The 17,964-nt window shown below is 33.1% G+C and carries 20 protein-coding genes; 9 read left to right on the top strand and 11 right to left on the bottom strand.

Features of this window, described 5'->3' with window-relative positions; genetic code table 11:
- Nucleotides 1-69 precede the first annotated feature (69 nt).
- The 9 genes from NLG42_RS04385 to hemA form a co-directional block, all read right to left on the bottom strand.
- Nucleotides 70-1,008: a DUF4421 domain-containing protein gene (locus NLG42_RS04385; RefSeq protein ID WP_257683097.1), complete on the bottom strand. Its 939-nt coding sequence runs from the start codon at nt 1,006-1,008 to the stop codon at nt 70-72.
- A 154-nt stretch (nt 1,009-1,162) separates the two neighbouring features.
- Nucleotides 1,163-2,065: an oxygen-dependent coproporphyrinogen oxidase gene (gene hemF / locus NLG42_RS04380; RefSeq protein ID WP_257683096.1), complete on the bottom strand. Its 903-nt coding sequence runs from the start codon at nt 2,063-2,065 to the stop codon at nt 1,163-1,165.
- A complete protein-coding gene (locus NLG42_RS04375; protein ID WP_089057993.1) occupies nt 2,055-2,606 on the bottom strand; it encodes a GNAT family N-acetyltransferase in 552 nt (183 codons plus the stop codon). The genes hemF and NLG42_RS04375 overlap by 11 nt, the downstream gene beginning before the upstream one ends.
- A gap of 2 nt (nt 2,607-2,608) precedes the next feature.
- On the bottom strand, nt 2,609-2,986 hold the full coding sequence (locus NLG42_RS04370; RefSeq protein ID WP_257683095.1) for a hypothetical protein: 378 nt from the start codon (nt 2,984-2,986) through the stop codon (nt 2,609-2,611).
- Between the two features lie 428 nt (nt 2,987-3,414).
- Nucleotides 3,415-3,816: a hypothetical protein gene (locus NLG42_RS04365; RefSeq protein WP_257683094.1), complete on the bottom strand. Its 402-nt coding sequence runs from the start codon at nt 3,814-3,816 to the stop codon at nt 3,415-3,417.
- 69 nt (nt 3,817-3,885) lie between these two features.
- Nucleotides 3,886-4,911 (bottom strand): uroporphyrinogen decarboxylase, encoded by a 1,026-nt coding sequence (gene hemE / locus NLG42_RS04360; protein ID WP_089057996.1) that lies wholly within the window; start codon nt 4,909-4,911, stop codon nt 3,886-3,888.
- Between the two features lie 52 nt (nt 4,912-4,963).
- Complete coding sequence (locus NLG42_RS04355) at nt 4,964-5,629, bottom strand: uroporphyrinogen-III synthase (protein WP_099717890.1); 666 nt, start codon at nt 5,627-5,629, stop codon at nt 4,964-4,966.
- Nucleotides 5,629-6,552: a hydroxymethylbilane synthase gene (gene hemC / locus NLG42_RS04350; RefSeq protein WP_257683093.1), complete on the bottom strand. Its 924-nt coding sequence runs from the start codon at nt 6,550-6,552 to the stop codon at nt 5,629-5,631. The genes NLG42_RS04355 and hemC overlap by 1 nt, the downstream gene beginning before the upstream one ends.
- 97 nt (nt 6,553-6,649) lie before the next feature.
- Entirely contained in the window at nt 6,650-7,900 is a 1,251-nt protein-coding gene (gene hemA, locus NLG42_RS04345; protein ID WP_257683092.1) for a glutamyl-tRNA reductase, read from the bottom strand.
- Between the two features lie 227 nt (nt 7,901-8,127).
- On the opposite strand from hemA, the gene NLG42_RS04340 reads away from it, so the two are divergent.
- The 9 genes from NLG42_RS04340 (at nt 8,128) to NLG42_RS04300 (ending at nt 15,313) form a co-directional block, all read left to right on the top strand.
- Nucleotides 8,128-9,000 carry a helix-turn-helix domain-containing protein gene (locus tag NLG42_RS04340; RefSeq protein ID WP_099717893.1) on the top strand — a complete coding sequence of 291 codons (873 nt, stop codon included), beginning with the start codon at nt 8,128-8,130 and terminating at the stop codon, nt 8,998-9,000.
- A 68-nt stretch (nt 9,001-9,068) separates the two neighbouring features.
- Nucleotides 9,069-9,533 (top strand): hypothetical protein, encoded by a 465-nt coding sequence (locus NLG42_RS04335; RefSeq protein WP_257683091.1) that lies wholly within the window; start codon nt 9,069-9,071, stop codon nt 9,531-9,533.
- Nucleotides 9,534-9,684: 151 nt separating this feature from the next.
- The gene (gene hemH / locus NLG42_RS04330; protein WP_089058001.1) at nt 9,685-10,698 is read left to right on the top strand and encodes a ferrochelatase; all 1,014 of its coding nucleotides are present in this window, start codon (nt 9,685-9,687) and stop codon (nt 10,696-10,698) included.
- Nucleotides 10,699-10,714: 16 nt separating this feature from the next.
- Complete coding sequence (locus NLG42_RS04325; protein WP_257683090.1) at nt 10,715-11,311, top strand: hypothetical protein; 597 nt, start codon at nt 10,715-10,717, stop codon at nt 11,309-11,311.
- Nucleotides 11,312-11,860, top strand: a complete 549-nt coding sequence (locus NLG42_RS04320) for a CopD family protein (RefSeq protein ID WP_089058003.1) — start codon at nt 11,312-11,314, stop codon at nt 11,858-11,860.
- Nucleotides 11,861-11,981: 121 nt separating this feature from the next.
- On the top strand, nt 11,982-13,397 hold the full coding sequence (locus NLG42_RS04315; protein WP_089058004.1) for a sensor histidine kinase: 1,416 nt from the start codon (nt 11,982-11,984) through the stop codon (nt 13,395-13,397).
- A gap of 10 nt (nt 13,398-13,407) precedes the next feature.
- Complete coding sequence (locus NLG42_RS04310) at nt 13,408-14,190, top strand: enoyl-CoA hydratase/isomerase family protein (RefSeq protein WP_257683089.1); 783 nt, start codon at nt 13,408-13,410, stop codon at nt 14,188-14,190.
- 180 nt (nt 14,191-14,370) lie between these two features.
- Nucleotides 14,371-14,769 carry a hypothetical protein gene (locus tag NLG42_RS04305; protein WP_089058006.1) on the top strand — a complete coding sequence of 133 codons (399 nt, stop codon included), beginning with the start codon at nt 14,371-14,373 and terminating at the stop codon, nt 14,767-14,769.
- 82 nt (nt 14,770-14,851) lie between these two features.
- Nucleotides 14,852-15,313: a hypothetical protein gene (locus NLG42_RS04300; protein ID WP_257683088.1), complete on the top strand. Its 462-nt coding sequence runs from the start codon at nt 14,852-14,854 to the stop codon at nt 15,311-15,313.
- 13 nt (nt 15,314-15,326) lie between these two features.
- Here NLG42_RS04300 and NLG42_RS04295 read toward each other — a convergent pair whose 3' ends face one another.
- Together NLG42_RS04295 and NLG42_RS04290 are read right to left on the bottom strand one after the other, a co-directional pair.
- The gene (locus NLG42_RS04295) at nt 15,327-15,980 is read right to left on the bottom strand and encodes a metal-dependent transcriptional regulator (RefSeq protein ID WP_089058007.1); all 654 of its coding nucleotides are present in this window, start codon (nt 15,978-15,980) and stop codon (nt 15,327-15,329) included.
- A 93-nt stretch (nt 15,981-16,073) separates the two neighbouring features.
- On the bottom strand, nt 16,074-17,942 hold the full coding sequence (locus tag NLG42_RS04290; protein ID WP_089058008.1) for an Nramp family divalent metal transporter: 1,869 nt from the start codon (nt 17,940-17,942) through the stop codon (nt 16,074-16,076).
- Nucleotides 17,943-17,964: the final 22 nt, after the last annotated feature.

Genomic DNA, 17,964 nt, shown 5'->3' with positions numbered 1-17,964 from the left:
ACTGAATTTTAGTTGGAATAAATTCCCGTTAATTTAAGCATTTTTTAGAACTTATTGAAAGAGAGTTTTTTACAGCCCAATTTTTTTATTGACTTTATCGTAAACTTCCTTTACTTTTTTTGGAGGATCAAATCGATAACCTACCGAAAGTTTTAATGTTGAAACATTATCATTCAGCCTAGGATCAACTTTTTCATCTTGAACAAAAGTTACCGAATTTAAACTCGCAAAAGCAAAGAAACGGTCTTTATTATAGGCCAGTTTTAAATTGAAATCAGCCTGATATAAAGCTGATGTATCTCCGCTGACATCATTAATTCCAAATCCTAAAGCAATTCCAGCTCCAATTAAAACACGATCGCTGATTACGAAATTATAGAAGTAAGAAGGCGCTAAAGTAAATACATAAATATCGCCGGGAGACGAATCGGGAGTATTTAAGTCTAAATTGGTGTAATAAAATGAAAAAGTCGGAATAAAACTCCCAGAACTTTTAGTCTGCCATTCATTTTGACTTACCAGCGTTTTAAAAGAGAACTTGTCATTAAAAACATAAGCTGTCGATCCGCCAATTTTAGTGGTTCTCATCCTTGGAAGTTGCGTATTTATATTATCATCACTAAGATAAAATCCCTTTTGATTGATGAAAGTAAAAGACTGCATCCATTTTTTATAGTAAAAACGGGTATTGAAATTAAAATGCTTGGAATGAGAATCGCCTTTGTTACCGCCAAGAAATTTAGGTGCGAAACCAATCGTAACATCAATGATTTTATAATTCAAATTAAAACCAATCTGTTCTCTTCTATTCGGAATTAGATTAACAAAGATCTTCGGATCTTGGCTGCCTGAAGCAATCTGAAAACTATTGGAATTGTCTAAGTAATAGATACTGGTGGTGATTTTATCATTGTATGATTTAAAATAAGGATTCTGCAGGGAGTCTTTTTGAGCAAAACACCCAAAAATGCTGGCAAAGAATACAGTACAAATCAATTTTAAACACATAGAGAAATAGTTTTTAGATCATTTAAAAAGACTTTTCACTCAAAATGAGCCACATAGCACAATGTGAAAAAATCATGATTTTCTAAAATCAGCTCTAAGATAAACCTTTAAATCTATGTTTCTATGTGTTAAATATTTTTTTTTGGATACATGTTTAAACCCAATCAATTGGATTTTCTAACACGTTTATTAGTTTTTCTTCATTACTTCCCGCTTCTGGATGATGATCGTAAACCCATTGAACATGCGGAGGTAAACTCATCAAAATACTCTCGATTCTTCCGTTTGTTTTTAAGCCGAATAAAGTTCCTTTGTCGTGAACGAGATTAAACTCAACATAGCGGCCGCGGCGAATTTCCTGCCACGTTCTGTTTTCGGGAGTATATTCTAAGTTTTTTCTTCTTTCCACAATCGGAACATAAGCTTCAAGGAAACTATTGCCGACTTCGGTTACAAAATTGTACCAGTTTTCCATCGACATTTGCTCATTTGCTTTGCAATAATCAAAGAATAAACCGCCAATTCCGCGAGCTTCATTTCTGTGCGCATTCCAAAAATACGAATCACATTGCTTTTTATACTTTGGATAAAACTCAGGATTGTGCTTATCACAAGCCGTTTTACAAGTTTGGTGAAAGTGTTTTGCATCTTCCTCAAACAAATAATAAGGCGTTAAATCCTGTCCGCCGCCAAACCATTGTTCGATCACTTTTCCAGATTCATCATACATCTCAAAATAGCGCCAATTCGCATGAACTGTAGGAACCATTGGGTTTTTTGGATGCAAAACCAAACTTAATCCGCAGGCAAAGAAATCAGCTTCGCCAACGCCAAACATTTTTTGCATCGTTTCAGGTAATTTTCCATGAACGGCTGAAATGTTGACACCGCCTTTTTCAAAAACATTTCCGTTTTCAATAACGCGTGTTCTTCCGCCGCCGCCTTCTGGACGTTTCCAAAGATCTTCACGGAATTTCGTCGTTCCGTCAACAGCTTCTAATCCAGCACAGATTTGGTCTTGTAATTGTTGTATGTATGCGTAAAATTTATCTTTCATGTGTATTATATTCTGATTTAAGTAATCCAAAATAAACGACATCTTCAAGCGTGCCGTCGCCGCCTTTAAATTCGTCTCTTAATATTCCTTCTTGCTTAAAATGATGTTTTAATGCAATTTGCTGACTTGCTTTATTGATTTTTGAAGTACAGATAAAAACCTTGTTCATTTTTAAAGTATTGAAACAAAAATCTAATGTTTCTGAAACCAGTTTTGAGGTAATTCCTTTTCCTTGATAATCTTCATCAATAAAGTAACCCAATTCACATTTTGAAATGCGATAATCAATGCTTTTTACACATAAGTAGCCTATCAAATGATTGGTTTTTATATCTCTTGCAAAAAAATAGAACCATTCTTTATTCTTTTCTTTCTCTTGATTTACAGCAATAAACTGTTTCGTTTTTTCTAAATCTAAACAATTTTCAAGTGTAACAGGAAAAGTTTTTTCGATGTGTTTTACATTCTTTTCAATAAGGGCATAAAAATCTTCAGGAAGAATATTTTCTATTCGATCTATTTTCCAATCTATAAAACTCATCTCTATTTGTTTTTAGCCGAAGCAATTTTAGTGTTAATTCCAAAAGAAAAAATCTTGCTTTCTTGTTGGATATATTGATAAATGGCAAGCGCCTTTCCTAGAAAATCAAATTGTTTTTCTACAGAAAGCCCCATTAAAATATCTGCAAACTGCTCTTGTTGATTCCAGTCTAAATGGCATTGTTGTAAAAGAAGAATTAATTCTTCTTCTGGAATTTCGACTGTTTTTTGCAGACTTAATCCAAAACTTTTCAGCTGCTCATCGATAAGACTAGTGTCTTCAGCATTCCAAAATTTTGGAACAAAAATTAAGGCATGCAAAGTTCTTAGAGTATTCTCTATTCTGATAGATTCTTCATCTCTAAGGCCTTTGTTTAGCATGATTTTTAAGGTTACGGATTAAGTATCAATTCTGATATTCTTTTCGTGTCCCAAGTTCCTTTTCTTGAAAAAACAACCGTTTTAAAAGAGTGCTCTTGTCCTGCTCTTTTTAGAATGCCAGTTGTAGAAAAAACTTTGTCTTTTTTTGCTGTATCTTTTAGAAACAAATCTTTATAAACAGAATTTCCAACACAAACAATTAATTTTGGCTGAAGAGCTAAAATTAAGTCAATTGATCTTTGACGAAAAAAATTTTGAACCGTTCCATTCCAGTGATCTTTTAATGAATCTTCTTTCGACAGTTTATTGTAAATTATTTTTAATTCTTTAGCAGATTTTGTCGCTATTGGAGAAAGATTGGTATGAACAATTTTATCTGCAATTTCACGAATAAATAATTTGCGATCCTCTTCATCTGAAAGATTTATTTATTTTTTACATTTAACTTTTGAGGTATAATGAAGAATATCAATCATTTGTTTTGGAAAAGTATTTTTTACTTTTCCATGATACCATTTTCCTTGACGTGCATTGTTATCTTGAAGCCAGTTTAGTTCTAATTTTTTATCAGAATCAACTAATTCTTTAGGATAATAAAACGTATTTCCTTCTTTATAGTTCTTTTGAATGAAAGCGCCTTCTCCAGGATTTATTCCTAAAAACAATATTTCTGGTTGAAAAGAAATCTTACTTTGAATAGAAATAATTCCCTTATATAAATGTCTGTACTTAAAGCCTTCTTTGTTGTTTTTTTCTTCTAAAACAGGAATAATTGAATTGAATTTTTCTTCAATTTCTATAATTCTATTAGTAAGGTCTTTAATTTCCATAATTTATTTTATAGCAGGAATTTTTTATAAAACTAAAAAGAAATTACGATTTCTAAAAGAGTACTGTAACTATTGTCCGTATTCCTTCACTGCATCAATAAACGCTTTCGCGTGATCTACAGGGATGTGAGGTAAAATTCCGTGACCTAAATTTACAATATATTTATCTTTTCCAAACTCGTCAATCATTTCGTGAACCATCTTCTTGATAGTCGGAATTGGAGAAAGTAATCTTGAAGGATCAAAATTTCCTTGTAAAGTGATGTTTCCACCTGACAAATAACGAGCATTTCTAGCCGAACAAGTCCAGTCAACTCCTAATGCAGAAGCTTTACTTTTTCCCATTTCGCCAAGAGCAAACCAACATCCTTTTCCGAAAACAATAACCGGTGTAATATCAGCTAAAGCATCAACAATCTGGTTGATGTATTTCCATGAAAACTCTTGATAATCAACCGGAGAAAGCATTCCTCCCCAAGAATCAAAAATCTGAACCGCATTTACGCCCGATTTTACTTTTTCTTTTAAGTATAAAATAGTCGTATCTGTGATTTTTTGTAATAAAGTATGTGCTGCAGCTGGATTTGAAAAGCAGAATCCTTTTGCAATATCAAAACTTTTAGAACCTTTTCCTTCAACAGCATAGCAGAAAATTGTCCAAGGTGAACCTGCGAAACCAATTAATGGCACTTCGTCGTTCAACATTTCCTTAGTCAATTTTACAGCATCAAAAACGTAACCTAAAGTTTCATTTACATCTGGAACAAAAACTTTGTGAACATCGGCTAAAGAACGAATCGGATTTGGAATTATTGGTCCCAAATTGTCTTTCAGTTCTACGTGAATTCCCATTGCGCGAGGTACCACTAAAATATCCGAGAATAAAATTGCAGCATCGGGAGCAATTCTGCGAATTGGCTGTACAGTAATTTCAGCAGCTAATTCTGGAGTTTCACAACGTGTAAAAAAATCATATTTATCACGCAGTTCTCTAAATTCAGGTAAATATCTTCCTGCCTGACGCATCATCCATACTGGCGGACGTTGAACTGTTTCTCCTTTTAATGCTCTTAAAAATAGGTCGTTTTTTAACATTGTTTTTTTATTTTAGTTGCAAAGCCGCAAAGGGACAAAGTTGCAAAGGTTTTTATTTGTATTCGTTAATTACATCTTCAATTACGTCTTCAACTGTGGGCTGATCTGCAATAATGATGTTTTTGGTGATTTTATGTAAAGCTTCTGCAGTGGTTTCTCCAATGCAAAAACAGATTTCTTTCTTGATTGTATTCTCTTTTAAATAACTTTCAACGCCAGACGGACTATAAAATAAAATGGCATCAATTGCCGACTTTATTTTTTGAGGCTGCAATGAGGTTTCGTAAACCTGAATTTCGTTCAGTTTTATTTCAGCATCTTTTAAAGCCGTTGGTAAAGTATCGCGTCTTAAATTTCCACTGAAAAAAGTATAACTTTCATTGCGGTAAATTAAAGTGATAATTTCTGCTAAATCAGCGGCATAACCGGTATATGCTACAACGTTGAATCCGTTTTCAGACAAAAGAATTTTTGTTTTTAAACCAACGCAATAAACGTTTTTGTTTTTTAATTCTTCCGATTTTGGATCGGATAAAACACTTCGAACGGCATTTTGACTGGTGAAAATCAAACTTTCGTTGAGGTTTTTAAGTTCAAAAGGTTTATTTTCGGTTTTGATAAAGTCAGCTTCGATTACTTCTATGCCGGCTTTTGTCAACTCTTGTTTTTGAACAGGAGATAATATTTTTGTAGATAATATCTGAATTGATTTTGCCATTATTTTTTTAGGGATTCTTTAATCTTCTGCATTAATTCTGTTCCGCCATTATTTAAGATTTCCTGAGCCGAATGAAAACCTAATTTTTTCCATTCTGAAATATCAACTGTTTTATTGATTTCTAATTTTTGTTTTCCGTCAATAGAAAGTAAAACACCTTGAAAATGGAGTGTGTCTTCATCCTCATTATAAGTAACCAAAGCTCCGATTGGTGCAGTACATCCGCCTTCAAGCGTTCTCAAAAACTGACGTTCTATATATGTGCAAATTTCAGTCTCGATATGATTTAGCTGCGAAAGCGCATCTAAAGTATAATTGTCATTTTCCATTGCCACAACAAGCATTGCTCCTTGTGCCGGCGCGGGAATCATCCAGTCTAAATTGATGAAATTTTCAGGTTTCAGGTTAATTCGTTCCAAACCTGCAGCAGCAAAAACAGCTCCGTCCCAATCGTTGTCTTTTAGTTTTTGTATACGCGTATTTACATTTCCGCGTAAATCAACTACAGTATGATTTGGGTATTTGTTGAACCATTGTGCCTGACGACGTAAACTGCCGGTTGCAATTGTACTTGGATTTGCAAAATCAGGATTTCCTTTATGAACTAAAATGTCAAGAACATTTGCTCTTTCTAGAACAGCCGCCTGAACAATTCCTTTTGGTAAAGCAGTTGGAACATCTTTCATAGAATGGACCGCAATATCAATATCGCCATTAATCATGGCAATATCCAGCGTTTTTGTAAAAATTCCTGTAATCCCTAATTCGTAAAGAGGTTTGTCCAGAATAATATCGCCTTGAGATTTTACAGCAACAATTGAGGTTTTGTAACCTAAGTCGTTTAATTTCTTTTCGACAGTATGTGCCTGCCAAAGTGCTAATTCGCTGTCACGAGTTCCAATTCTGATTGTTTTTTCTGCCATGTTTTGTTCTTTGAACCATATAAGTTATATAAGTAAATTTAAGCAGTTTGGGTAAAACGACAGTTTTGTTAAATGAACTTATATGGTTTAAATTTATTTAAGATGCTTTTATTTTGAAGACTTTTTCGATCCATTCGATGCTTTCATCCACCATGGTATTGTCGTCTTTTAAATGATTCGCAAAATGAGTAGTGATTTTCTGAATGATTCTATTGCTGATGATTTCAGCTTGTTCTTCATTAAAATCAGCAATTTTTCTGCTTTGAAAATCTAATTCCGAAGCTTTTATTGCATTTAGTTTCTCTTTTAAGGCATTAATTGTCGGAGCAAATTTGCGGCCTTTCATCCAGATTACAAATTCTTCTTTGATTTCTTCGATGATCGCTTCCGCAGCCGGAATGTGTAATTTTCTGTTTTCCAAAGTTTCATCTGTCAATTGCGACAAATAATCCATGTGAATCAAAGTTACACCATCTAATTCCTCTACGTTTTCATTTACGTTTTTCGGAATAGATAAATCCAGAATCAACAAAGGTTTTTTTAGATTTAGAATCGCTTTGTCAACCGTTGGGTTTTGCGCGCCTGTTGCGACAACCACAACATCGGCTTTTTGAAGTTCTAAATGTAATTCAGAATAATCTTTAACAATCAAATTAAGTTTTCCAGCTAATTTTTCAGCTTTGTCTTTAGTTCGATTGATTAAAGTAATATGTTCGTTTTTAGTATGTTTTACTAAATTCTCACAAGTGTTTCTACCAATTTTTCCAGTTCCAAAAAGCAAAATGTTTTTATTGCTGATATCTTCTACATTTTTAAGAATGTATTGTACCGAAGCGAAAGAAACCGAAGTTGCACCTGAACTGATTTCTGTTTCGTTTTTGATTCTTTTACTGGCCTGAATAACTGCATTAACCAATCTTTCTAAAAAAGCATTAGCTAATCCCATTGATTTTGAATGGGCAAAACTGGTTTTAATTTGAGATATAATTTCAAAATCGCCTAGAATCTGACTATCTAAACCAGTTCCTACGCGAAACATATGATTAATTGCTTCTTGGTTTTTGTAAACAAAACCAACTTTTTGAAAAGCATCAACAGAACCGTTGCTGTTGTCGCAAATAAGTTTGATTAATTGAAAAGGATGTTCTGCAAAACCATAAATTTCGGTTCTGTTGCAGGTTGAAGTAACAATTAAACTTTCTATTCCATCATTTTTAGCTTGTTCCAGCAAACGAGTTTTTGCAACAGCATCCAAACTAAATTGACCTCTGACCTCAGCATCAGCTTTTTTATAACTCAGACCAACTGAATAAAAATAAAGGTGTTTCGGTACGTTATTGTTTTCCATAAATTCACTTTCATAAAAGTGCAACAAAATTATTACTATAGTGTTTATAAAAGTAACGCTTAAAGTACTTTTTGTATCGCTATGTGTTTTTTTGATTGTAAACGACTGTTTTTATGCAAAAAGAAGTACTTTTGTAGCAAAATCAAGTCGTTTGAAATGATTTGTTTAGAGTCGTTCTAAATAACATTTTAGATTTGCTTTGATTTTCTTTTCTAAAAAACATCGCTATGAGTTCTCAAGAAATTATAAAAATTGAAGACGACTTTACGCTAATCCGTTTTCAAAACGACAGTCCAGAACCTTTTTTTGCGCAGCATGAAGTAGGTAGTGGGCTGATACAGTTTCACTTCGGGATAAAAGGCAACGCTAAATTTTTGTTCAATCAAGGTAATTATGCTTTAGAATTGAAAGAAGAAAAATCGCTGCTTTTGTATAATCCGCAAAAAGAATTGCCGCTGAATTTAGAATTAGCTCCAAACTCTTGGGTGATTTCTGTAATTGTTTCAATTAAAAAATTTCATGCGTTATTTTCTGCTGAAGCTGATTATATTACTTTTTTAAGTCCTGATAATAAGGACAAAAAGTATTATAACGAAGGAAATATTAGTCCGTCAATGGCAATTGTTCTTAGTCAGTTGTTTCATTATAACCTTCATCCTTCTATAAAAAATCTTTATTATAAAGGAAAGGGATACGAATTATTGAGTTTGTATTTTAATAGAACCGAAGATCCAAATGCAGAACAATGTCCGTTTTTGATAGATGAAGATAATGTCTTGAAAATTCGCAGAGCCAAAGAAATTATCATCGCCAATATGGCTGAACCGCCAGGATTACAAGAATTGGCAGATGAAATTGGTTTGAACTTGAAGAAACTTAAAATGGGTTTCAAACAAATTTACGGCGATACAGTTTATGGCTTTCTATTTGATTATAAAATGGATTTTGCGAGAAAGCTTTTAGACAGTGGATCTTATAATGTAAACGAAGTTGGACTTAAAATTGGCTACAGTACAGGAAGTCACTTTATAGCGGCATTCAAGAAAAAGTTTGCCACAACTCCAAAAAAGTATTTGATGTCGATTAATGCGAATGTTTAATGATTAAAAGATATTCTATAGTTTTATTGTTTTTTCTAATTCTCTCTTGCAAATCAAAAGAAGAAAAAATGTTTTTTGATTTTGACAGTGTTGAATATTATTCATTGGATAAAAGCAAAGAAGAGGAAATGGGAGAAAACAATAGTAAAAGTATTGACAATGGTATTTTTGATAAAATCTTTTTTGATAATTATCCAGAGAAAATAAACAATGCGGTTTTTTATAAAACAATTAATTCTGGTGGATTTTCTAAGTTTGTGCTCTCTAAAAAAGATGTTGAGTATTTAAGAAATGATATTTTTTTAGAAAAGCCTTCTTTACAGATGTTTGAAAAGGTATATGCTTGTTCACCTCAATATAGAGATATTTTGATTTTTAAAACGAATAAAGAAATCTCAGGGATAGCTAAAATATGTCTTTCTTGTCACCAGTTTTATTTGATTAGTTCTAAAAAGGAAATTAAGACCGAAAATTTTGGAACAGAAGAAGAATATAAATCGTTGGGAAAAGTATTCAACAAATATAAAAACTAACGATCTTATTAAGCATCGATTTTAAATATTCGACAATAATTAAAAAGTAATAAATATCATATTTCTAAAAAGCAGCAAGTTCTACTTTTGACGAAATTTTAAAAACAAATAAAAGCTTAAAGCCTAGAGCTTAAAGCCTAAAGGAAAAAACATGAAAGGCGTATTATTAGTAAATCTTGGATCTCCAGAAAGTCCAACAACAAAAGATGTAAAACCGTATTTAGATGAATTTTTAATGGATAAATACGTGATAGATGTTCCGTATTTATTAAGAGCATTTTTGGTTCGCGGTATTATTTTAAGAAAAAGACCAGAAGAATCAGCGCATGCTTACGCAAAAATCTGGTGGGAAGAAGGTTCTCCTTTAGTGGTTCTTTCTGAAAGAATGCAGAAAAAAGTACAGCCTTTGGTAAATGTTCCTGTTTCTTTAGCAATGCGTTACGGAAGCATGACTATCGAGAAAGGACTTCAGGAATTGAGCGATAAAGGCGTTACAGAAGTTTTGCTTTTCCCGCTTTATCCGCAATATGCAATGGCTTCAACTTTGACGATTTTGGTGAAAGCAGAAGAAATTCGCAAGAAAAAATTCCCGCACATAACTTTTACAGATGTTCCGGCATTTTACAACAAACCAGATTACATCAAGAATTTAGCTGATTCGATTCAAAAGCATTTAGTTGGGTTTGATTACGATCATTTATTGTTTTCGTACCACGGAATTCCAGAGCGTCATATTCGCAAAACAGATGTAACCAAATCACATTGCAAAATTGACGGTTCTTGTTGCAACACACCATCTCCGGCACACGATTTTTGTTATCGCCACCAATGTTATGAAACTACAAAACAAGTCATAAAATTATTAGGACTTCCAGAAGATAAATACAGCTTGACTTTTCAATCGCGTTTAGCAGGAGACAAATGGCTGGAGCCTTACACAGATGTTGAAATTGATAAAATGCCTGCAAAAGGAATTAAAAAATTAGCAGTTGTAACACCTGCTTTCGTATCAGATTGTTTAGAAACGCTGGAAGAAATCGCAATGCGTGCCAAAGAAGATTTTGAAGCAAAGGGAGGAGAAGAATTCTTGGCAATTCCTTGTTTGAACGATGATGACGAATGGTGTCAGACCGTTGGAAATTGGATAAACGATTGGGCAAAGTAAATTAGTGCTGAAATAAATGAAGAAATTAAAATACTTTTCGGTTTTGCTTCTTGCGCTGGTAGTTTTAGCTGGATGCAAAAATGATAATGCTGCAAAAAGCAATGATTTTTATGATAAAACATTTAACTGGAAAATTACTATTCCAGGAGATTATGAAGTATTAGATCAAAACGAAGTAAATAAATCTAAAACAGATGGCAAAGATTTACTAACGGATAAAAATAGTGCTCCAGCCGAAACAACAAAAGACATTCTTGTTTTCAAGAAAGATGATGCTAATTATTTTTTGGCAAATTATGAAGAGTACACTGGAAGTGAACAGTTTGTTGATCTTAGACTGAAATTAAAAGATTTTCTTATTCTAAAAAACATAGGTCAAATATATCCGAAAGGAAAAATGGATGATTATTCTGTTAGTAAAGAAAACATCTCTGGTCTGGAATTTAGAAAAGCAAAAATTGTATTGACAGAAGAAGGTAAAACGATTGCAACTGCAGTAGTTTTTTCTAGATTCTTTAACGGCAAAATTTTTGTTGCAGCTATAGTATATGAAGATGAACTTTATGGAAAAGCTATGATCGATCTTTTTAAACAATCTACATTTAAGAAATAAATGGAATATTATAACTATTTAAAATCACTGCATATTATTTTCGTACTAACCTGGTTTGTAGGTTTGTTTAATATTGTGCGTTTGTTTGTCTATCAAATTGAAGCTAATGATAAACCATCTCCTGAAAAAGAAATTTTACAGGCGCAGTTTAAAATTATGAGCTATCGTTTGTGGTATATTATTACATGGCCGTCAGCAATTTTAGCCAGTATTTTTGCTTTTTGGATGTTGTTTTTTACTGATTTAGGAAATGCCTGGCTTAAAATGCCTTGGATGCATATCAAATTAGGCTTCGTATTCTTGTTGTATCTGTATCATTTAAAATGCCATCAGATTTTTAAACAATTACAAAAAGATGAGGTAAAATATTCAAGTAACTATATGCGTTTATGGAATGAAGGTGCGACGATTATATTATTTGCTATTGTTTTTTTAGTAGTTTTAAAGAGTGCTTTCAATTGGATTTTTGGTGTGGTTGGGATCATTTTATTCTCAGTTTTACTTATGCTGGGCTTTAAATTTTATAAAAGAATAAGAGAAAGAAAATAGTTATAAGTTTTGAGCTGTAAGTTTATTACGCATAACTCAAAAACCATAATCCATAACTAAAAATATGTTTAACAACTTCAAAATGTCAATGCTTTCGCTTCGTACCAGGATTTTCCTGTCGATGATTGTATTGATTGTTGTAGCATCTTTTTTATTGGCTTCGATTTCGATTATACAATTCAAAACCGAAGCAAAAGAATACCATCAAGAGCGGTTGGAACGTAAAGAAAATGCTGTAAAAGAGCATATCAATTATGTGCTTTCTACAACGACTTATCCTTTGAAAACCCAGAATTTAGATTTAATTTTCAAAGATAAAATTCATGAACTTGCTCAGATTCATAAAATTGAAATCAATATTTACAGTCTTGACGGAAAGCTGCTAAAATCATCTAAAGAATCATTTGCGGTAGATAAAATATCGCCGCCAATTCCTGAATATATTCTGAAATTAGTTCGTTCATCAATCGAAAAACGTTTTGTAGATATTAAAACCATCGACGGCGTTAAAAACAGATCGTCGTACAGTTTAATTAAAGATGAAAAATTCAAACCTCTTGGGATTTTGAATCTTCCCTATTTAGAAGATGACGGTTATTACGATAACGAGCTGAATACGTTTTTAATCCGCTTAAGTCAAGTATATTCTTTTATGCTGCTTGTTGCTTTTGCATTGGCTTATTTTCTTTCGACTTATATCACAAAATCATTAAAAACAATTTCTGATAAATTAGAAGAAACCAACTTAGATCAGAAAAACGAAAAAATCGTAATAGAAGCGACGAGTAAGGAAGTAAATTTCTTGATCAAGGCTTATAACGGAATGGTGGATAAACTTGAAACCAGCGCGATAAAATTAGCTCAAAGCGAACGTGAAGAAGCTTGGCGCGAAATGGCGAAACAAGTTGCACATGAAATAAAAAATCCGCTTACGCCAATGCGATTGACGGTTCAGAGTTTTCAGCGAAAATTTGATCCAAACGATCCAGATGTAAAGCAGAAGATGAATGATTATTCAGAGACTTTAATTCAGCAGATCGATACAATGACAGCCGTTGCTTCGGCATTTTCGAATTTTGCCTCGATGCCGGCACAGCAAAATGAGACTTTAAATGTCGTTGAGGTTGTAGAATTGGCATTGGATATTTTTAATGAAGATTATATTTCTTTTGAAAGTGATGAAGAAGAAATCATTTCCAAGATGGATCGTACCCAGTTAATACGTGTGATCACTAATTTGGTTAAAAATGCGACACAAGCAATTCCAGAAAGTCAGATTCATAAATCGATTGTTGTCAAGGTAAAAAGGCGAAATAATAATGTTGAAATCGCAGTAAAGGACAACGGAATTGGAATTCAAAAACAAGATACAAGCCGAATATTTGAGCCAAAATTCACCACTAAAACCAGCGGGATGGGACTTGGATTAGGAATTATAAAAAACATTATCGAAAATTACAAAGGAACAATTACCTTTGAATCAACATACGGGAAAGGAACCACTTTTAGAGTTTCTTTACCAATAACAAACTCATAAAATCAAGGTCATGAACTACGAAAATCTTTTAATTTCGATTGAAGAAAAAATAGCGACTGTTACGATTAACAGACCTGCGAAACTGAATGCTTTAAACAAAGCAACAATCAGCGATCTTAGTAAGGCAATTAAATTATTGGGAAAAAACGACGATGTTCGTGTTATCATCTTAACAGGAAGCGGAGAAAAAGCGTTTGTGGCTGGAGCCGATATTTCAGAGTTTGCAAATTACACTATTGTTGAAGGCGCACAATTAGCAGCCGAAGGTCAGGAATCATTATTTGATTTTATAGAAAACCTTAAAAAACCTGTTATTGCGGCTGTTAACGGTTTTGCATTAGGAGGCGGGTTAGAGTTAGCAATGGCTTGTCATTTTAGAGTAGCATCTGATAATGCTAAAATGGGATTGCCAGAAGTTACTTTAGGATTAATTCCAGGTTATGGAGGAACACAGCGTTTGCCTCAATTAGTTGGAAAAGGACGCGCAATGGAAATGATTATGACCGCAGCAATGGTTTCTGCTGAAGAAGCAAAACAATACGGTTTGGTAAATCATGTTGTGTCTCAAGAAGAACTTTTGGCGTTTACAAACGGAATTGCGCAAAAAATAATTAAAAATGCTCCATTTGCAATAAGTAAAGCCATTAAAGCAATCAATGCGAACTTTACCGATGGGAAAAATGGATTTGATACGGAAATAAAATCGTTTGGAAAGTGTTTTGGAACACAAGATTTTAAAGAAGGCACAACAGCATTTTTAGAAAAGCGTAAAGCTGAATTTACTGGAAAATAATTTTTCGTAACCGCAAAGTTCGGTAAGATTGACGCAAGGTTCGCAAAGTTTTTAATTTTCCTTACGTTCTTTGCGAAAAAACTTTGCGAACTTTGCGGTTAAATAATAACAGACAAAGGTTTTTAAAAACTTAGTCCCGAGACTTCGGGATAGTTCTTAGAATCTTAGAAAACTAAAAAAATGTACGAACCAATATTTGCTCTTTTTTGTGAGCGTGTTAAAGAAAGTATTCAAAACGGAACTTTTGCTAAACTTACTTTGGCAAAAACAATGGGAGATACTGAAATTAAAAACATCTACTTTCGTTTAGTTTTAAATGACGACAATACTTTTTCTATTTCATTAACTACGCGTTATAAAACAGAAGAAATCGAAAGCATCCACACTTTAGACGAAGCTTTATTAGTTTTGGGCACCTATATTAAAAACCCGTTTTTAACAGCTTTGTTATTTACAACGGATAATGATGTTACTTTTAAAGTAAACAAAAAGAATGCTGGAAGTATTATCGAACAGCCGCCAACATTTAAAAATGCTTCGCCGGTAATGCTCGAAATGATTGAGAAGGGAATAGTTTAAAAGTTAAAGTTAGTTTCTTTTTCTAATTCGTACGAAAAACACTTTATTTTAGCAGTAATTTTCAGATATAAGATAATTGCAGATGAATGTATATAGGGTATCAGGTCGATTGAAAGCTTTTATTTTCTTTTTTTCAATAGTATTAATATTGATTTTTGGCAGCTTATTATTAGTTCCTTTTGTTACATTACCTCCTGATTCCCGTATTTTCGAATTGTATAGTTTCTGCTGTGCTTCAGTTTACTTAAATATTCTAGTGGTGTTATTAGCAATTGTGATTATTGTCTTAGCACTGGTTTTATTAATTAATGTCTTTGTAAGAAGGGTTATTTTTACAAATGATTCCATTATTTCGAGAAATATATTTAGTACACAAAAACTAGCTTACTGTGAGATAAAAGGTTATAGAATTAATAATTCTATGCTTTATATAATCACAAATTCAAGCGAGAAAAAACAGATTGCGATAAATCTTTTTAGTTTAGAAAGAGCTAATAATCTAATACGCAGTTTAGAAGTGCGATTTACAAATTTAGATTTCTAATCGATAAATAAGTCTACACTAGTTTCACGAACAAATTAGAAGCAATTTTGTTCGAAATAGACAATTCCTTGTTGTCAACCTTGATTTTAACCGATAAATCAAAAGATTCTTTAGAAAGGAATTCTATTTTAGAACCCAAAGCAATTCCTTGTTTGTCCAAATATTTCAAGAATTCAGAAGAAGTATCTTTTACACCTACACAAACACCAGTTTGATTTTCGGATAATTCAGAAAGCAGTTGTTTCTCGATCTTTATAATTCGGCCATTTGCATCTGGAATTGGATCTCCGTGTGGATCTTCAGTCGGATTTCCCAGAAAATCATCCAAACGATTTATTAACTGCTCCGATTTTATGTGTTCTAATTGTTCAGCAATATCATGAACCTCATCCCAGCTGAAACTTAATTTTTCCACAAGAAAAACTTCCCATAAACGATGTTTTCTAACAATCATTTTAGCGGCCAGTTTTCCATTTTCTGTTAAAGAAACACCTTGATATTTTTTATAATTAACTAAGTCTTTCTCAGCCAATTTTTTAAGCATATCAGTAACAGATGAAGCTTTAGTTTCCATCATTTCAGCAATTGCATTCGTGCTCACCTCAGTTTCTAGAGAAGCTGTAAGGTGATATATAGATTTAAGGTAATTTTCTTCTGAAAAGGTCATTTTTTTTCTTTTTGAGGAACAAAGTGACAAAGAAGCAAAGGAGCAAAGAATAAAATCTTTGTCACTTTGTTACTTTGGATCTTTGAACCTATTTCATTTAACAATCAACAAAGGTATCGAAATTTTATGTCTGAGTTTGTCTACTGTGGTGCCAAAAAGAATATCTTTTAATCCAGTGTGGCCGTGAGTTCCCATAACTAAAACATCAAAATTTCCTTGGTTAATAATATTTGGAATCACAGTGTTAGGTTTTCCAAATCCAAGTTCAGTTTCGATTTTAAAACCTTTCTGCGAAAGCATATCTTTATATTCCAACAATAATTTTCCGTCTATAGTAGTTTCATGGTCGGCAATATTTCCTCCGTACATTAGTGCTCCTACAGTTTCAACAATATGAATTAAAGTGTATTGAGCGTTAATTCCGCCCAGTTCAAACGCATTGTTAAGTGCCGCTTCATCAGCTTTAGAAAAATCAACAGAAATCGCTATGTTTTTCTTGTTGTAGATTTCTTTTTGAATATATTGTAATTTAAGATGATGAGGAGAATGATTCTCGATATTTGATTTTGCTCTATTGATAAATGGTTTTACAATGATATAAAGTAATAAAGCCAGAAAACCAAAAGCAAGCGGAACAACCGTAAGCCATATTATTGTAGAATGTTCTGAAGTTTCAAGCCAAGAAGTTATTTCGTCGTAGACTAATTTTGCATTTAATGAAACGATAATCGCCGCGATGATCCAAGAAACTGCCTGAGTAGTTTTAGAGATATGAAAACCATTCATTTTAGATTTATCGCTCACAAAATGAATAAGTGGGATAATGGCAAAGCCAAGTTGAAGACTTAAAATTACCTGACTTAAAATTAATAGTTTTCCGGTAACACTTTCGCCATAAATAGATATAACAATTAGTGCGGGAACAATAGCAATTAAACGAGTTAAAATACGACGAACCCAAGGCTGAATGCGCAAATGCAAATAACCCTCCATTACAATCTGTCCAGCAAGAGTTCCGGTTACGGTCGAACTTTGTCCTGCAGCAATAAGAGCAACAGCAAATAAAATTGGAGCCCATTTAGTTCCCAATAAAGGTTCTAGAAATTGATGAGCATCTTGTATTTCAGCAACTTCAAACATTCCGTTTTTATGAAAAGTTGCAGCAGCAAGAATTAAAATTGCGGCGTTTACGAAGAAAGCTAAGTTTAAGGCAATCGTAGAATCGATTAAATTATATTTTAAAGCTTGTTTTATACCGGCTGGACTTCGGTCAAATTTTCTAGTTTGTACTAAAGAAGAGTGTAAATATAGATTGTGCGGCATTACAGTCGCTCCAATAATTCCGATCGCGATATATAAAGCTGCCGAATTTGGAATTGAAGGAATAAGACCTGCGAGGATTTTTGGAACTTCGGGTTGTGCAAAAATCATTTCAAAAATGAAAGAAAGACCAATAATTGCGACCAAAACAATTATAAAAGCTTCCATTTTTCGAATTCCTTTATTGATTAAGAATAAGAGAAGAAAAGTATCTAAAACGGTTATTAAAACGCCTTCAAACAGCGGAATTCCAAATAATAGATTAATTCCAATTGCCATTCCAAGAACTTCTGCAAGATCACAGGCGGCAATGGCAATTTCTGCCAAAAAATATAAAATGTAATTAATGAATTTTGAATAGGTTTCTCTTGAAGCCTGCGCAAGATCGCGCTGTGTTACAATTCCTAAACGCGCACTTAAGCTTTGAAGCAGCAAAGCCATTAAGTTACTCATTAATAAAACCCAGACTAAAGTGTAACCAAATTGACTTCCGCCGGCGATATCTGTTGCCCAGTTCCCCGGATCCATATATCCTACACTTACTAGATATGCGGGGCCTAGAAAGGCTAATATTTTTCTAAAACCTGTTTTTTTATGCTCTGTAGCAACCGATTGGTTTACCTCTTCTAAAGATTTGGTCATTTTAAAAGTATTGTTTTAACAA

The sequence above is a fragment of the Flavobacterium plurextorum genome (assembly GCF_024638035.1).
GTDB lineage: Bacteria > Bacteroidota > Bacteroidia > Flavobacteriales > Flavobacteriaceae > Flavobacterium > Flavobacterium plurextorum.
Note: the sequence above shows the minus strand (reverse complement) of the source record. Positions and strands in the feature narration are given on the sequence as shown.

What these genes read in the sequence shown, in the direction of transcription:
- NLG42_RS04385 (WP_257683097.1), bottom strand. Translation starts at nt 1,008, where the DNA reads ATGTGTTTAAAATTGATTTGTACTGTATTCTTTGCCAGCATTTTTGGG.
- hemF (WP_257683096.1), bottom strand. Translation starts at nt 2,065, where the DNA reads ATGAAAGATAAATTTTACGCATACATACAACAATTACAAGACCAAATC.
- NLG42_RS04375 (WP_089057993.1), bottom strand. Translation starts at nt 2,606, where the DNA reads ATGAGTTTTATAGATTGGAAAATAGATCGAATAGAAAATATTCTTCCT.
- NLG42_RS04370 (WP_257683095.1), bottom strand. Translation starts at nt 2,986, where the DNA reads ATGCTAAACAAAGGCCTTAGAGATGAAGAATCTATCAGAATAGAGAAT.
- NLG42_RS04365 (WP_257683094.1), bottom strand. Translation starts at nt 3,816, where the DNA reads ATGGAAATTAAAGACCTTACTAATAGAATTATAGAAATTGAAGAAAAA.
- hemE (WP_089057996.1), bottom strand. Translation starts at nt 4,911, where the DNA reads ATGTTAAAAAACGACCTATTTTTAAGAGCATTAAAAGGAGAAACAGTT.
- NLG42_RS04355 (WP_099717890.1), bottom strand. Translation starts at nt 5,629, where the DNA reads ATGGCAAAATCAATTCAGATATTATCTACAAAAATATTATCTCCTGTT.
- hemC (WP_257683093.1), bottom strand. Translation starts at nt 6,552, where the DNA reads ATGGCAGAAAAAACAATCAGAATTGGAACTCGTGACAGCGAATTAGCA.
- hemA (WP_257683092.1), bottom strand. Translation starts at nt 7,900, where the DNA reads ATGGAAAACAATAACGTACCGAAACACCTTTATTTTTATTCAGTTGGT.
- NLG42_RS04340 (WP_099717893.1), top strand. Translation starts at nt 8,128, where the DNA reads ATGAGTTCTCAAGAAATTATAAAAATTGAAGACGACTTTACGCTAATC.
- NLG42_RS04335 (WP_257683091.1), top strand. Translation starts at nt 9,069, where the DNA reads ATGTTTTTTGATTTTGACAGTGTTGAATATTATTCATTGGATAAAAGC.
- hemH (WP_089058001.1), top strand. Translation starts at nt 9,685, where the DNA reads ATGAAAGGCGTATTATTAGTAAATCTTGGATCTCCAGAAAGTCCAACA.
- NLG42_RS04325 (WP_257683090.1), top strand. Translation starts at nt 10,715, where the DNA reads ATGAAGAAATTAAAATACTTTTCGGTTTTGCTTCTTGCGCTGGTAGTT.
- NLG42_RS04320 (WP_089058003.1), top strand. Translation starts at nt 11,312, where the DNA reads ATGGAATATTATAACTATTTAAAATCACTGCATATTATTTTCGTACTA.
- NLG42_RS04315 (WP_089058004.1), top strand. Translation starts at nt 11,982, where the DNA reads ATGATTGTATTGATTGTTGTAGCATCTTTTTTATTGGCTTCGATTTCG.
- NLG42_RS04310 (WP_257683089.1), top strand. Translation starts at nt 13,408, where the DNA reads ATGAACTACGAAAATCTTTTAATTTCGATTGAAGAAAAAATAGCGACT.
- NLG42_RS04305 (WP_089058006.1), top strand. Translation starts at nt 14,371, where the DNA reads ATGTACGAACCAATATTTGCTCTTTTTTGTGAGCGTGTTAAAGAAAGT.
- NLG42_RS04300 (WP_257683088.1), top strand. Translation starts at nt 14,852, where the DNA reads ATGAATGTATATAGGGTATCAGGTCGATTGAAAGCTTTTATTTTCTTT.
- NLG42_RS04295 (WP_089058007.1), bottom strand. Translation starts at nt 15,980, where the DNA reads ATGACCTTTTCAGAAGAAAATTACCTTAAATCTATATATCACCTTACA.
- NLG42_RS04290 (WP_089058008.1), bottom strand. Translation starts at nt 17,942, where the DNA reads ATGACCAAATCTTTAGAAGAGGTAAACCAATCGGTTGCTACAGAGCAT.